At 45.4% G+C, this 14,187-nt stretch carries 15 protein-coding genes; 5 read left to right on the top strand and 10 right to left on the bottom strand.

The window, feature by feature from the left end; genetic code table 11:
- Positions 1 to 3: 3 nt before the first annotated feature.
- From AC5JL3_RS26450 to AC5JL3_RS26405, 10 genes are all read right to left on the bottom strand, one after another.
- Positions 4 to 1,659: a 2-isopropylmalate synthase gene (locus tag AC5JL3_RS26450; RefSeq protein WP_496077315.1), complete on the bottom strand. Its 1,656-nt coding sequence runs from the start codon at positions 1,657 to 1,659 to the stop codon at positions 4 to 6.
- A gap of 77 nt (positions 1,660 to 1,736) precedes the next feature.
- Positions 1,737 to 2,255: a low amplitude/bright protein LabA gene (labA, locus tag AC5JL3_RS26445; protein WP_192222554.1), complete on the bottom strand. Its 519-nt coding sequence runs from the start codon at positions 2,253 to 2,255 to the stop codon at positions 1,737 to 1,739.
- 401 nt (positions 2,256 to 2,656) lie between these two features.
- Positions 2,657 to 3,481, bottom strand: coding sequence for a sulfurtransferase (locus tag AC5JL3_RS26440; protein ID WP_496077314.1), 825 nt, complete (start codon positions 3,479 to 3,481; stop codon positions 2,657 to 2,659).
- Between the two features lie 173 nt (positions 3,482 to 3,654).
- A complete protein-coding gene (locus AC5JL3_RS26435) occupies positions 3,655 to 4,563 on the bottom strand; it encodes an MBL fold metallo-hydrolase (RefSeq protein ID WP_496077313.1) in 909 nt (302 codons plus the stop codon).
- A gap of 413 nt (positions 4,564 to 4,976) precedes the next feature.
- Positions 4,977 to 5,513: an inorganic diphosphatase gene (locus tag AC5JL3_RS26430; RefSeq protein WP_496077312.1), complete on the bottom strand. Its 537-nt coding sequence runs from the start codon at positions 5,511 to 5,513 to the stop codon at positions 4,977 to 4,979.
- Positions 5,514 to 6,044: 531 nt separating this feature from the next.
- On the bottom strand, positions 6,045 to 6,233 hold the full coding sequence (locus AC5JL3_RS26425) for a TLTLP motif-containing protein (RefSeq protein WP_496077311.1): 189 nt from the start codon (positions 6,231 to 6,233) through the stop codon (positions 6,045 to 6,047).
- A 340-nt stretch (positions 6,234 to 6,573) separates the two neighbouring features.
- The gene (locus tag AC5JL3_RS26420; protein WP_496077310.1) at positions 6,574 to 7,533 is read right to left on the bottom strand and encodes an Npun_F2552 family protein; all 960 of its coding nucleotides are present in this window, start codon (positions 7,531 to 7,533) and stop codon (positions 6,574 to 6,576) included.
- Positions 7,534 to 7,594: 61 nt separating this feature from the next.
- Positions 7,595 to 8,833 (bottom strand): RNA-guided endonuclease InsQ/TnpB family protein, encoded by a 1,239-nt coding sequence (locus AC5JL3_RS26415; protein ID WP_496077309.1) that lies wholly within the window; start codon positions 8,831 to 8,833, stop codon positions 7,595 to 7,597.
- 92 nt (positions 8,834 to 8,925) lie between these two features.
- Positions 8,926 to 9,099 (bottom strand): hypothetical protein, encoded by a 174-nt coding sequence (locus tag AC5JL3_RS26410; RefSeq protein ID WP_496077308.1) that lies wholly within the window; start codon positions 9,097 to 9,099, stop codon positions 8,926 to 8,928.
- Positions 9,083 to 9,364 (bottom strand): hypothetical protein, encoded by a 282-nt coding sequence (locus AC5JL3_RS26405; RefSeq protein WP_496077307.1) that lies wholly within the window; start codon positions 9,362 to 9,364, stop codon positions 9,083 to 9,085. Before AC5JL3_RS26405 ends, AC5JL3_RS26410 begins: the two co-directional genes overlap by 17 nt.
- 220 nt (positions 9,365 to 9,584) lie before the next feature.
- Here AC5JL3_RS26405 and AC5JL3_RS26400 point away from each other — a divergent pair, with 220 nt between their 5' ends.
- The 5 genes from AC5JL3_RS26400 (at position 9,585) to trpA (ending at position 13,781) form a co-directional block, all read left to right on the top strand.
- Positions 9,585 to 10,646, top strand: a complete 1,062-nt coding sequence (locus AC5JL3_RS26400; RefSeq protein WP_496077306.1) for a DPP IV N-terminal domain-containing protein — start codon at positions 9,585 to 9,587, stop codon at positions 10,644 to 10,646.
- 780 nt (positions 10,647 to 11,426) lie between these two features.
- Entirely contained in the window at positions 11,427 to 11,627 is a 201-nt protein-coding gene (locus tag AC5JL3_RS26395) for a hypothetical protein (RefSeq protein WP_192222547.1), read from the top strand.
- Between the two features lie 694 nt (positions 11,628 to 12,321).
- Positions 12,322 to 12,534, top strand: coding sequence for an NAD(P)H-quinone oxidoreductase subunit L (gene ndhL, locus AC5JL3_RS26390; RefSeq protein WP_192222546.1), 213 nt, complete (start codon positions 12,322 to 12,324; stop codon positions 12,532 to 12,534).
- Positions 12,535 to 12,858 (top strand): DUF3007 family protein, encoded by a 324-nt coding sequence (locus AC5JL3_RS26385; RefSeq protein WP_496077305.1) that lies wholly within the window; start codon positions 12,535 to 12,537, stop codon positions 12,856 to 12,858.
- Positions 12,859 to 12,983: 125 nt separating this feature from the next.
- Positions 12,984 to 13,781, top strand: coding sequence for a tryptophan synthase subunit alpha (gene trpA, locus AC5JL3_RS26380; protein ID WP_496077304.1), 798 nt, complete (start codon positions 12,984 to 12,986; stop codon positions 13,779 to 13,781).
- Positions 13,782 to 14,187 lie beyond the last annotated feature (406 nt).

Genomic DNA, 14,187 nt, shown 5'->3' with positions numbered 1-14,187 from the left:
TGTCTAGGCTTGTTCTCTGGAACCTTGAATTGCTACAGGGGCAACTGTTGTGATCTGTTCATCGGGTGAAACAGATGGATTCTTTTCACTCTGCAACGACGCATAGAGTCGGTTGAGGGCATTTACATAGGCTTGAGCGGAGGCGACAATAATGTCGGTATTCGCCGCATGACCCGAATAGACGCGATCGCTATGCCGCAACCGGATGGTCACTTCCCCGATCGCATCAATGCCTGCCGTGACTGACTGAACGGAAAACTCAATCAGTTGGTTCGGCACGTTCACAACCCGGTTCATCGCCTTGTAGACGGCATCAACGGGACCTGTCCCAATCGCGGCATCCGTAAGTTCTTCCCCAGTTGGTGTTCTCAGGGTTACGGTTGCCGTAGGACGAGCGCGATCGCCACAAGACACCTGAACCAACTCCAGACGGAATAGTTCCGGCGCTTGCTGAATTTCATCATTAACAATTGCTTCCAAATCCCAGTCAGACATTTCTTTTTTCTTATCTGCCAGGTCTTTAAACCGGAGAAATGCCTTATTCAAATCAGTTTCTGATAAATCAAATCCCAATTCCTTCAGGCGAGTGCGGAAGGCATTGCGCCCGGAGTGTTTGCCCAAGACAATCTGATTGTCATTTAAGCCAATCGACTGGGCATCCATAATTTCATACGTGAGCTTGTTCTTAAGGATGCCATCCTGGTGGATTCCCGATTCGTGTGCAAAGGCATTTGCGCCAACAATTGCCTTATTTGGCTGCACCAGCATCCCAGTGAGGTTGGACACCAAACGAGAGGTTTTGTAAATTTGGCGAGTATCGATATTGGTCAGGGGTTCTTCAGAGTCTGCTGGACGCCCTAAGAACGGATTGTAATATTGCCGCCGAACGTGCAGTGCCATCACCAATTCTTCTAACGAGGCATTTCCTGCGCGTTCACCAATACCGTTAATCGTGCATTCTAGCTGCCGTGCTCCATTCTTGACGGCTTCCAGGAAGTTGGCTACCCCGACACCCAGGTCATTGTGACCGTGGACTGAAATAACCGCTTGGTCAATATTCGGCACATTTTCTTTAATCCCCCGAATCAGTTCCCCAAACTCACTGGGCATACTGTAACCAACGGTATCGGGGATATTAATCGTTGTTGCCCCAGCCGCGATCGCACGTTCTAGCACTTGGTAGAGGTACTCTGGATCGGTACGTGTGGCATCCATCGTTGAAAATTCCACATCGTCCATAAAGGATTTGGCATAGGCGACCATTTCTTCTGCGATCGCCAACACCTCTGCCCTACATTTCTTGAGCTGATACTCTAGGTGAATGTCGGATGTCGAGATAAACGTATGAATCCGAGCGTGACGCGCTGGTTTTAGCGCTTCCGCCGCCGCTTCAATATCCGCTTTAATCGCTCTTGCCAAGCTACAGACGATAGGACCATCTTCTGTCCCCACTGTCTTGGCAATCTTCTGAACTGCCTCAAAATCTCCGGGACTAGCAAAAGCAAAGCCTGCCTCAATAACATCTACCCCCAGACGAGCCAGTTGTCGAGCAATAGCGAGCTTTTCATCTACATTTAGGGTTGCTCCGGGGCACTGTTCGCCATCTCGGAGTGTGGTGTCAAAAATAATGATGCGGTCTGGTTGTGGTTGCTGGTTCATAGCTCGATTTACTGACATTAGAGACTGGTCTTCCTAAAATCTATAAAAGATACTGGATATTTTTTGTTCAATTATAATTAATAATCGAGTTTCTCAATATGGTTTCGTACATCGTTTAAATCTATGTAACGATCAGTTGCGTTTCTGAGTTCTCTTGCAATCATTCCTTCTGTTGATACTACTGTTATATGCGTATTTTTTGACCGAAGTAATTCAATTGCACGTTCAAAGTCACCATCACCACTAAAAAGAATCACTTTATCGTACTGTTCTACCGTATTAAACATATCAACAACAATTTCTATATCTAAATTAGCTTTTTGAGAATAACGACCCGAATTATCATCGTAATATTCTTTAAGAATTTTTGTCCGGACTGTATAACCAAGACTAATTAACGCATCTCGAAAGCCCCGTTGATCTTGTGGATCTTTTAATCCGGTATACCAAAAAGCGTTCACCAGCATTGTATTTGGCTCACCTTTAAAGTAGTCTAAGACCCTCCTAGGGTCAAAGAACCAGCCATTTTTTTGTTGAGCATAGAACATATTGTTCCCGTCTACAAAAATAGAAAGACGGTTCATTTGGCATGGCATATAAACTAAGACCTAATAGTTCTAGAGAATAATTGAGCTTCTTATTTTAGCAATGTTTATGTAATGATTTTGTGATAGTTACTTTATATTAGTAATACATTTATCGTTCTTGTGCTTCCTCATTCTCTCAATTTTTTTCCTGAAATCACACTCAGCTAATAGAAATGCTACAGCATCCTTATGTGTGTGAAGTGCCAGCTCTTGCGGGAAGAAGTCCAGCTCTCTCGCACGGCGAAGCGTTTGTCCAGGAATCAGGAGTGAGGCATTTGCACACTTCACTTAAGCCTATGTAAATTTGAGTAAAACCGCAGAAAGTCTCCTGCGGTTGTACTTTATCAACTCTACATTTAAATTTGTCGTTCTGCGTTAACTCTCTATAGAAGCCGATTAGTCAGAGGGCTTTATTGCAAATAAGAACACCAGTCACTCCAACTGCCAGCATAAAGCTTACCCGCGTGAATCCCTGCTAGTTCCAAGGAGAAGAGATTGACGCAAGCGGTGACACCAGAACCGCAGTAGACGATGACTTCTGTCTTCGACTCAATATCTGCCCATCGTTGTTGTTGCTCAAGGTTTGGGAGTACAAATCCTTGAGGGTTAGTGACTTCTTGCCAAGGATAATTGATTGCTCCAGGAATATGACCAGCGATTGGGTCAATTGGCTCTTGTTTACCAAGATAGCGATCGCTTTCCCGTGAATCAACTAAGGCAACTTCTGGTAAGTCTTTAAGCGCTTTCACGGCATCAATATTCACCACCCAGTTAGAGCGCAACTGCGGCACAAAGTGTCCTTGTTGAGGAGTTGGTAGAACATCGGTAACCGGATATGCTTGTGACTGCCATGCCGTCCAACCCCCATCCAGTAAAGCAACGTTGTTATGCCCTAAGTAGCGCAGGAGCCACCAAAGCCGTGCCGCAAAGGCAAAGCGGGAGTCATCATAGGCAACAACCAGCGTTTGTTGAAAATCAACACCAATCCCCGCTAGTTTCTGGGCTAAGTGGTTGGCATCAGGTAACGGATGACGCCCACCATGACGTCCTACAGGTGCTGAAAGGTCTTGATTTAAATCCAAATAGTGGGCACCAGGAATGTGGCTGAGTAAATATTGCTGATGCCCCAGTTTTGGATCGCTTAGCGCAAAACGACAATCCACAATCACAATTTGTGGGTCATCAAGGTGTTCACTAAGATACTGGGCAGAAACGACAAGAGGGGAGTTTGTCATTCGACATCACTAAGCTAGAGATTCTCAAAGTGGAGCAAGCCAAAGCAAGCTTCTAGCATCTTAGCTGGAACTTGTGTAAAGCCTATATATCTGATTGTGCTTTACCTGCGTCGCCACGTCTCTCTCTTCTCTATCTGGAGTGTCTCTCCTGTTGCCTTTAGTGCCTCTAAAATCTAAAACACGGGTAGAATCATCCCTTCACGAGCGAGTAAGTCGTTAGGAAACACTGATTGAACTTGCTCTTCTACCCTGTCAAGAAAATCATCGTCATAGTCAGGGTTATAGCGAGACATAACAATTCGCTTAACCCCTGCCGCCTTGGCTGTTGCGATACCCGTTTGCCAAAGGTCGTCTTGCCAGTTTAAAGGTGAAGACTTAAGCGCATCATCAGCGGAAATGGTATAAGGAGCATCCAAAATTAGTAAATCGGCTTGCCGCGCCAAGTGCAGCAGATTTTGATCGATTTGGTCAGGATAATGGGAGCGATCAATTGCATAAACGGCTGAGTGTCCTTGCCAACTCACTCGATAACCCATTGCTCGATGTGAGTAGTTGAGCGAAATTGCCTCAACTGTTACATCATCCAGTAATATTTCATTGCCAGAAGTCAGGTTGTGGAATTTCAACTCTGACCGCATCAACTGAAGGGGAACGGGAAAATTGGGATGAAGCATTTGGCTGCTTAGACGCTGCTCCATCGACGCACCATTAGATGCTGCCGCGCCATAGATATGAAAACAGTTGCCTGAAATAAAAGCAGGCGTGAAAAAAGGAAATCCTTGAATGCTGTCCCAATGGCATTGGCTAAAGAAGATGTAGGCTTCTACTGGCATCTGGGAAAGCAAGTTATTCCCCAAAACTCGCAGCCCACTACCGCCATCAAAGATGAGGCGTTTCTTCCCGACACGCATTTCGACACAAGAGGTATTTCCTCCATAGCGCATCGTCTCTTTCCCTGGAGCGGAAATTTGACCTCGAACGCCCCAAAATTGGACAACAAAATCAGCAGTGAGGCCAGTTACCATGTCGGCTCTAGCATTAAATGTGCGTGGATTCGGTGCCGCTGGATCAAAATCTGGCATTTTTAAATCAAGTTGACCTTGATCAACAACGCTTTACACCTGAGGCTTTCCACCCAATGATAATCAGAGAGGCTGGGCATCGGTGAGTCAGAACAATTGCTTTTTATCAAGAGGGGCAGCGGTTGAGTTTATAAAGAAACCACGTAGGGTAATCTAGTACAAAAACAAGCGGCGATTTCGCACTTCCCCTACGTCTAATTTTCTAGCACCCTTTATCTTGGTCAGGAAGTTTTTGTCAAGCCTGTCAATTCTAACGTTCTTGAGGCAGCTAGCTTGTGAGTTTTGTCACAAGAGCATCACCGAGAATGAAGAGGCTTCTAAGCTTAGCTAGACAAAGATGTTCACCTCTAAGAGGCGTCTACTTACCCAATTGTCGAGTAAGAGAGGGCATTGAAGGACTAAAAAAAGCTTAGTTAGTCTTCCGCCGTTGAATCTCGTCCTGGCTGACCAGCGTCGATGCACTTTTCTACCAATGGCATTACCTGATCGACATTTTTCCAGCCTAGAATTTCTGTGACTTTTTTTTCTAGATTTTTGTAGGTCTTGAAAAATTCAGAAATTTCTTCCAAGCGATGAGGGGCAACATCTTCAAGAGATTTCACCTGTGCATAGCGCGGGTCTTTGTCAGGAACACAAAGAATTTTCTCGTCGCGATCGCCTCCATCAATCATCTCTAACATACCAATGGGCCGAGCGGCAATGACACACCCTGGAAACGTTGGTTGATCCATCAATACCATACCGTCTAGTGGATCGCCATCATCGGCTAGCGTGTTGGGTACAAACCCGTAGTCGTAGGGGTACTGCACCGAAGAGAAAAGCACCCGATCAAGCGCAAAGGCTTGAAGGTCTTTATCAAACTCGTACTTGTTTTTGCTACCTGCCGGAATTTCGATGAGAACGTTAATCAGACCCGGTTTGGGTTGAGCAGGAATGCGTGATAAATCCATGACCTTATTTTTAAGCTACACAGTAAATTAAGGGTGCCTTTCAATTAAAGCTTAAGCACACAGGGGTTGAACACCCAAGCGAACGTTAACCAGCCCCCGTGTAGCATTTTAGGGGAAGACGGGCACTTCAAGGCTATGGGTCATGGACTTCTAGACAGCTCAAGGGATAAGCTCTCGAAGCTTTATCAATAGCAAGGCAAAATTGTCACTCTAGGTTGAAGGACAAAGGGAAAAGTTAAAGAATGCAAAAGGTTCCGTTCAGATGGGGATTCAGACTCCACCGAAACGGGAGTTACTGGAGTTCTTTCAGTGGGGGCTTAATACCCTTACTCCCTTCGGTCATAGACAAAGGACTAAGGCATTTCTTCTGCCTCCTGCCTTTTTTGTTGAAGGTAGATCACTGAGATTTAGAATCAAGGAATTTTGAAACACTCAACACTTAAACATTTGTCAGCGTTGCTAAGCTTAGAGTTTCAGCAGTCCTCTTGAGTTAGATAATTCTTTGTCTTTAGTTACATCAGAATTTCCAGTTCACTTTTTTGACCTCGGAAGTGAGTAGGAAGTCTGTTGCAAGATATCAGCGCTGCTTCCTGAAGAGTAGTGGGCGATGACATACAGAGGTAAGGTCAGTGTTAGCAAAGCGATTAGCGTGCCCAAAATTTCTGCCCACCTATGGGGGTTAGGGTCAGAAGAGTTAGCGGACGGGCCACTTGATTCCATAAAAATGTTGAAATTGGAACTCGGTCAATTTAAAGACGATAACAATGGGTTTTATTTAGAACCCTGTCCCTTATATTTTAACGGTTTATTTCGAGGAGACTGTCTTCCAGCAAACAATTTCAAGAAAGTCTTCCAATCGAATTAATCGGTGGCACAAAAACCTCCTCCCTACGAGGGAGGTTGATTTTATAGACAATCTAAATCAACTTCACGAATTTCCGCATAAAAAACCGCCTCTAGCAGTAGGGCGGTGTGATTAAGCAATCGGAGGGTATTATAAGCTTACGTGCCGATTTTGTATCACACTGTAACAGAGTTTACAGAATTAAACAGTCTTCATCTACTGTTGGGCATAAGTTTTCAGCGGTTCTTTGATAAACCGGATGTATAGATGCTTGAAGGTGGACTTGATGACGCGGGGCATCCCAAAATCAATCGGCATTAAAGCATCGGGTAGTTTCCAATCCAGCACTTGCAGTTCCCCTGGTCGCTGAAGTGGATACTGGATATCAGCGAATCCAGAAGAAAGCCCTAATCGCTCTTGTGCGGTAATCGTGGGCACAAGAGTTGGGTCAACATTCAGAATTTCTACCAGGGAACGGTCAAGGGCAAAGACATCGGAGGACGCCCCCAAAACATTTAGCTGTCGGGGTTCGCCACCGCTAGGACCATTACCTTCGTGACCGATAATTCCATCAAGAATCGTCAAGTCTGGGTTAATTGCCCGTGCAGTCTCCACTAACATCTCCCCAAAGCGGTTCTCATCTTTCCCCGCCTCCATGTGCCACCATGCCTTCATTTTCCCTGGTACACAACCGAATAAGTTCTTGACACCCATCGTCAACGTCAACTGCATGTGAGATTTCATCTTTGGGAGGTTGATGACGACATCAGCGTCCATCGCTTCTTTACACAAGCGGAGATGATTAAAGGTAAGACTCGCCGTTTCATAACGTTGACCATGGAATTCGACAACGGGTAAGTTGAGTTCTTCCATGATTGGCAAATAGCCATTTGCCTCGGCAACACCCTTAGCAGTACCAAAAGCGGGACTATCTCCAAAAAAAGGCTTACCACCAGCTTCTTGTACTAACTGAGCAACACAGTAAACGAGTTCAGGGCGTGTGATGCATTCTTTACCAAGACGACCGGATGTGAGGAGATTCGGCTTAAGTAGGACACGATCGCCTTCTTTCACAAATGCCCTCATCCCTCCTAATGGCTCTAGCAAGGTTTCCACATAGGCTCTCAGTCGTTGGCGCTCATAAGAATCAGCACGAATCAAACTAACAGTAGGCATGGTTTTAGATTGTGACATCCTCCCGACGCTGACTGCTCGCGTCAGTACAGCGCGGGCTTCCTTAGATTACTCCAAGAAGTTCCTGCTTCAAAGGGTGGTAACTAGGCATTGCTACCCCCGCCCCTTCCCCTCCACAGGCAATTTCATTTACCGTCTGTCCAACGGCAACAAGACCACGCTTCGCTATCACTTGAGAACTGGCAACGTCTCTTGGTTTAACTGAACCGCATTCAGGACAGGAGTGAGTTCTTACGCTCAAGTCTTTTCTGACCAATGCTCCACAATCAGGGCATTCTTGAGATGTCCCGTTGGCATTAACCTTGCCGTAGTAAACATCCCGTTTCCAGCAGACCCAAGGTAAAACCTGATTCACAAACTGTCCTAGCGCGGCATCTAAGGTATGTTTTCCGAGCATACCTTTAGCCATAATGCGGAAGTCCAAATCTTCCACAAAAATCATGCCAGCTTGGTCACACAGTTTATGCGCCAGTTTCAAGTGAAAGTCGCGCCTACATTTAGCAATCTGTTCATGCACTCTACCTATCTTCTGATTTAACTTACGACGGTTGTTAGACCCCTTCAACTTATTCTTAAGTCTGCGTTGGAGCAATTCCAGCTTCCTGTGCAACTTATTGAAAAAACGAGGGCGTGAAACTTGTTCGCCGTCAGATGTAGATAGAAAGTACTCCAGTCCGACATCAATCCCGATCGCTCGTCCGTGTGGTGGAATATCGGGAATCTGTACATCAAGCTGCAAGGCAAGCATGACGTACCAACCCGATGCCTTGCGAACGATTCGAGCTGTTTTCAGTTTGAATCCTTCAGGAATCGGGCGATGCAAGTTGATTGTCACCTGTCCAATCTTGGGCAGTTTAATCTGATTCCCTTGAATTGCCTCATTGCTCATCTGGGGGAACAGGAATGATTTGAATTGCCCAAACTTCTTAAAACGAGGAAAGCCATATCCTCTCTGTTTCATGAAGGCAAAGGCAGAGTCAACTCTACCAATGACATCCTGAAGTACCTGAGAGTATACGGCTTTCATTTGTGGACTAGATTTTTTTGCCTCAGTTAACGCTTTCTTCTGCTTGTAATAGTCAGGATAGGGCGTATCGGCGGGGATGATGTATTCGGATTGGAGTGAGCAGGCATTAACATCACATTTCCTGGAATTCATCCAGTATGAGCGTTCTCGCACCGCATAGTTATAGACGCGCCTACAGGTTTCCAGCCATTCGAGCATTACTGTTTCCTGTTGGGCGTTTGGATAAATGCGGTAGCGGTAAGTTAATGTCAGCATGAGATTATCGTATCATACTTAGGGAGTGCATTGTTGTTCCCTAAGTATTTATGGGCTGATTCCGTACCTACATTTACTCCTTGTGTCTGGGCTTATCCCGATGCCCAATTGAAGCGCAGTACTCGGCATTGCCTCGATATATCCGTGCCAATTAGGGTGCGGGGCTTATCCACCCCCAAACCCCCATTAGCTAAGTTTTGGTTGAGTTGACAAGAGCAGCCAGAGGTAACTCGATTTATTATGCGATCGCTAAGCTTTCGCTCCATGTGTCAGCGCTGTTACCCGCAGAGTATCAGGGAAGACACCTGTCCCTTGGATTTCCGTTAGGGGAGGCTTCACTTCTATCTTCATAATCTGAGCCGTACAAATTAAAACCGTTTTATCAAATAGGTGCATGGTCAACCAAGGTTGATTGAGTAAATCTGACAGTTGTTGCTGGAAGGTTTCTGGAGTTAGGGGAATCTCAAACGATTCCGACTCACCATTTACATAGTGAAATGTCACTTCGGTGAAGCTATCCTGACTTTGCATCGGAAAACGTTCCTTGTCTTACAGTTAATGAGTGTGTCACGGCGCAGATTTAGGCGCTACGTGGATAGTATCTCTCATGAGACAGTCCGACAGGTACTAAAAAAACGAAATCAAGCCTTGGTTAAACGAATCTTGGTGTATTTCGCCCCAAACGAATGCTGAGGCAAGTCCGCTGTATGGATTGTGTTTTAGCTGTTTCTAATCGTCCTTATGGCAAGCCTTGGAACGATCAATCAATCCGGAACACGGTAGGACAGGAGTGGAGAGAGAAAATGTAGATTTCTCAGAAGAATACTGTGTGATGAGGAAAAAAATTCGTGCCTTTATACCTAAACTCCCGCTTGCTGTTGGTTGTTTAGTGCTGCCACTAATCGCAACAGCCTTGGGGAGTAACAACACAGTAAAAGCCCAAACTTCTACTACACCAAAAATTGCTTTTGTCTCTTTCCGCGACGACAACAGCGGTGACATTTACCTAATGAATCCTAACGGGTCTAATCTCACCAGGCTAACGAATGATTCGGTATCTGAGAGTGACCCGGCTTGGTCGCCTGACGGAAAACAGATTGCGTTCTCCTCTAATCGCGAAGGCTACTCGGACATTTACGTGATGGACGCTGACGGGTCTAATCTCACCCGATTAACCAACGATCCAGAGTACGATATTGACCCAGCCTGGTCACCTGATGGCAAGCGGATTGCCTTCACCTCTGGTCGTAACGATAGCGATCGCGATAACAACTCGGAAATCTACGTGATGAAAGCCGACGGTTCCAATCAAACCCGGCTAACCAACAATCCCGCCGACGATGGTGACCCAGTCTGGTCGCCTGATGGCAAGCAGATTGCCTTCATCTCTAGTCGAGACGGCAATTTTGAAATCTATGTGATGAACGCCAACGGTTCCAAGCTTAGGAATTTGACCAACAATCCAACATCTGATGCTGACCCTGCATGGTCACCCGATGGCAAGCAGATTGCCTTTATGTCGCAGCGCACCGACAACAGAGATGTCTATTTGATGGACGCTGATGGTTCCAATCTCACCCAGTTGACCAACAATCCAGCAGACGATGATGCTCCAGCTTGGTCATCTGATGGGAATCAAATTGCTTTCGTATCTTTCCGCGACAAGAATCCTGAAGGCAGCAACTTTGAAAACTATAACCCTGAAATCTATGTAATGGATGCCGACGGCTCGAATCAAACTAGACTGACCAACCATCCGTCAACTGATTATTCCCCTGATTGGCAACCACTTACATCGAAAGCTAGGCGGTAGGGTCTAGCTAATCATGCTAGTCATCACTGGTGGGCAATGCCCACCTTTTTTATTCTCTAAAAACACCAAACTTATTCGTCGCCCAAAAGAGGTTCGATATCTATCGTATTAGCGTTCTGGGGAGAGTTAAGGAACAAACTGAGTACCGCTTATTCTCCTGGCGATGTCGTGGTTCGCAACTGCCCTTTTTGCTCTTTGCCATCAGGTAGGAAGACTAGATTTCTCTAGCTTTTAGCTACTCAACGCTTATAGTGTCTCTTGAACTTAGCAAATAAATTTAACTTATCAGAGTATCAAAAATAGATTTTTTAGGTCAAGGAAATGAAGCTATACTGAAATTATTATTGACCCAGGTTTAAAATATGCGAACTTAAGTTAAAGCAGCCACTCTAAGTGCTGACTCACCTGACAACTGGTCGCAGACAACAGGATACAGCCACAAAGCCTGGGCAATTGATGATAATTAAGCCAACTTGCCCTTGCTGCTCAGACACCTTACTTTGTCATATCCGTTTGGGAGTCCGTTATTGGCGCTGTTGCTCCTATCATCCAGAAATGCCAGCCTAGAAACCTTTCCTGAAACGAACCTAGGTAATTCTCATAGGTAGAAAACGGATAACCGATGAAATCGGAAAGACAAAGATAGCAACTTATCCAATGATTTAGACCCAGCTTAAGAGAATTAGCCAGCTTATAGTTACGGAACACTGTAGTGACTGAAGCAATTAGCTGGGTTCACATAGCCTGACTCAAACCAATCTAACACCACCTAATTGAAAAATGATCAAACCGATTAAGACAAATTGTAAGTTACAACCCGTTATTTTAATTGACCAGCAAGGTAAACGTTCTAGTGGATATTATATCTACGAACATATTGACTTAGATTTGTTCAGTAACCAGCCATCACGCTGGACAGTCTTTGACAAAAACCGAGAAAAGTACGATTACTATGGGTGCCTTGAACCTGTAAAAAAGTAAGAGATTAAAATCTGCAATTAGGGTAGAGCAGGCGAGTGTTTGTTGTCTCCAAATGCTATACTTTCACATCATTTTATTACTCTGAACTACAAGCATAAGTAACCACTTGGAAAACTGAGGCTTGTTATCACAAGACAGAGATCTTTTTTATTGGTAAATTTGGATGGGGGCGGTGGGACTTGAACCCACACGACCGTTTAAGGTCAACGGATTTTCATTCTTCCGTAGCTTTCGCTACTGCCATTACTGGCTTTAAGAATTGGACTCTCTCTTTACCCTCGGCTTCACGTTAGGGTAGCTCCCGTTGAGTCTCTGCACCTTCCGGGAATTTTTTTCCGGCTTGGCTCAGGATTGCCATATCTGTTGCCAGACTTAGGTTTCCCTGAATTTGAGAGCATTCATTTGACAGATTTCTCCGTCAACGCTCAATTTTTTAAGTCCGTAGCGTCTACCATTCCGCCACGCCCCCGATTGAGTTGCAGTTAGTTTCTGTGTTTCCATGAAACTTCTGCATTTATCTATTTCACCATTAACTAGGTCTTATATGCAACTAGCATACCAGTGAACTGGCACACGGTAAGATAGAAAAGTTGAGCAAATGCCAGGAAAAACGGATTTTGCCGTCAACCTAAGGCAATTCAGCCGCTCATCAAAAACGCGATCGCTGCCCTGTTGTTTGCCCGGATAAAAAATTATGCTTGTTGCACTGCTTTACCTAGCTATCAGTGGAGTCTACCTCGTAGTCGTTCCTGCAGCTCTTTATTTGTACCTACAAAAACGTTGGTACGTTGTTAGCTCATTTGAACGAGGCTTTATGTACTTTCTGGTGTTCTTCTTCTTCCCAGGCTTATTGCTCCTCAGCCCCTTCTTGAACTTTCGCCCCAAACGCCGTCAAGTACAAGGTTAAATGCGACGAATCGATGCGATCGGGATTGCCTTCGGTGTCTTTGCCGCTGGCGGCATTATGTATGTAGTCTTACAGGTAGCTGGGCTGGATACCCTCAAGGCAGGTATCTGGAGTCAACTGTTGTTAGTTGGTGGTTTAGTTGGCTGGCTCCTCACTTACTTGTTCCGCGTTGGAAGCAATAATATGACCTACAATCAGCAACTCAAGGACTATGAGGAAGCCGTCTTACAAAAGCGCCTTGAGGAAATGACACCTGAAGAACTTGCCCAGCTACAAGTAGAAATTGAGCAGGAAAACCGTTCTGAGGCAGATAATCAGCAATAATGATCTAAGCTGCCAATCATTTAACTTGCATCTCTAAAGTAATCTGTTATTTGTTGAGGGTTGGCTGTTAAGTAACAACAGTGAACCCTCAGTGAAAAGTGTTTAAATCTAAAATCTAAAATCGAATGACCTCGGTTTCCGCTCGTTTAAAGTCCCTACGCGATCGCTCCCAGTGTGCCCTAATTCCCTTCATCACGGCTGGTGATCCAGATCTAGAGACAACAGCCCAAGCCTTGCGGGTTCTTGACCAATCTGGCGCTGACCTGATCGAACTAGGAGTTCCCTACTCCGATCCTCTAGCTGATGGACCAACCATTCAGGCAGCCGCTACTAGAGCCTTACAACGAGGTGTGCGCTTGGATGACGTTCTAGAGATGGTTAAGAACGTTGCCCCAGAGGTGAAAGCGCCGATTATTCTATTTGTCTACTACAATCCAATTCTCAACCGAGGGATTGAATCGTTTTTAAAGGAGATTGCGGCTGTGGGTGTTCAGGGGTTGGTTGTACCCGACTTACCCTTGGAAGAAGCTGAATCTCTGCTCAAGCCTGCGGCGGAGATTGGGATTGAGGTAATTTTGCTGGTTGCGCCTACAAGTCCACAAGCGCGCATCGAAGCGATCGCACAGCAATCTCAGGGGTTCATTTACCTAGTTAGCGTGACAGGCGTTACAGGGATGAGAACCCAACTGGAATCACGAGTACAAGATATCCTTGTGCAGATGCGTACTGTAACCGATAAACCTATCGGCGTTGGCTTTGGCATCTCCCAACCTGAACAAGCCGAACAGGTGAAAAATTGGGGCGCTGATGCGGTGATTGTTGGTAGTGCCTTTGTCAAACGCCTAGCTGATGCTGAACCCGCAGAAGGACTTCAAGCTATTGGCGAGTTTTGCCAAAAGCTCAAGTCAGCAATTAGCTGTTAGTTGTTAGTTGTTGGTTGTTGGTTGTTAGGCGGAATGCTAGCGAACTAGATAGGAATTTTGGAGAAGATGCGATCGCACCTCCTATCCTCTCTCTGTTTAAGTGCGGTATAGACGCTTTGTCTAGTTATGTGATATCGAACATTCACAAATTCTTCACACTTTCTTAGTACTCTTCAAATCAATGGAAGTAGACGCCCTTTCGTTTTCCTACCTCGAAAGGGCATTTTTTATTGTTCCGAGAAATCTGGCGTTTAGACTAAGGCGCTCTGACTCAGCGAAGCTGAGTGGAGCGAAAGCCTATTAGCGCAGCTTTCTGGGGATGAGAGTAACAACAAATTGACTCAGCAACACTGAGTTGATAACAGCAGCAAAAAAGGGGAGATTCTCGGGAGATCAAACCGAGTTT

It is taken from the genome of Symplocastrum torsivum (assembly GCF_059505465.1).
The sequence above is the reverse complement of the archived record's forward strand: the minus strand, read 5'-3'. Positions and strand labels throughout refer to the sequence as shown.

Coding starts and splice junctions, on each gene's coding strand:
- AC5JL3_RS26450 (WP_496077315.1), bottom strand. CDS start 1,659: ATGAACCAGCAACCACAACCAGACCGCATCATTATTTTTGACACCACA.
- labA (WP_192222554.1), bottom strand. CDS start 2,255: ATGCCATGCCAAATGAACCGTCTTTCTATTTTTGTAGACGGGAACAAT.
- AC5JL3_RS26440 (WP_496077314.1), bottom strand. CDS start 3,481: ATGACAAACTCCCCTCTTGTCGTTTCTGCCCAGTATCTTAGTGAACAC.
- AC5JL3_RS26435 (WP_496077313.1), bottom strand. CDS start 4,563: ATGCCAGATTTTGATCCAGCGGCACCGAATCCACGCACATTTAATGCT.
- AC5JL3_RS26430 (WP_496077312.1), bottom strand. CDS start 5,513: ATGGATTTATCACGCATTCCTGCTCAACCCAAACCGGGTCTGATTAAC.
- AC5JL3_RS26425 (WP_496077311.1), bottom strand. CDS start 6,233: ATGGAATCAAGTGGCCCGTCCGCTAACTCTTCTGACCCTAACCCCCAT.
- AC5JL3_RS26420 (WP_496077310.1), bottom strand. CDS start 7,533: ATGCCTACTGTTAGTTTGATTCGTGCTGATTCTTATGAGCGCCAACGA.
- AC5JL3_RS26415 (WP_496077309.1), bottom strand. CDS start 8,833: ATGCTGACATTAACTTACCGCTACCGCATTTATCCAAACGCCCAACAG.
- AC5JL3_RS26410 (WP_496077308.1), bottom strand. CDS start 9,099: ATGGAGCGAAAGCTTAGCGATCGCATAATAAATCGAGTTACCTCTGGC.
- AC5JL3_RS26405 (WP_496077307.1), bottom strand. CDS start 9,364: ATGCAAAGTCAGGATAGCTTCACCGAAGTGACATTTCACTATGTAAAT.
- AC5JL3_RS26395 (WP_192222547.1), top strand. CDS start 11,427: ATGATCAAACCGATTAAGACAAATTGTAAGTTACAACCCGTTATTTTA.
- ndhL (WP_192222546.1), top strand. CDS start 12,322: ATGCTTGTTGCACTGCTTTACCTAGCTATCAGTGGAGTCTACCTCGTA.
- AC5JL3_RS26385 (WP_496077305.1), top strand. CDS start 12,535: ATGCGACGAATCGATGCGATCGGGATTGCCTTCGGTGTCTTTGCCGCT.
- trpA (WP_496077304.1), top strand. CDS start 12,984: ATGACCTCGGTTTCCGCTCGTTTAAAGTCCCTACGCGATCGCTCCCAG.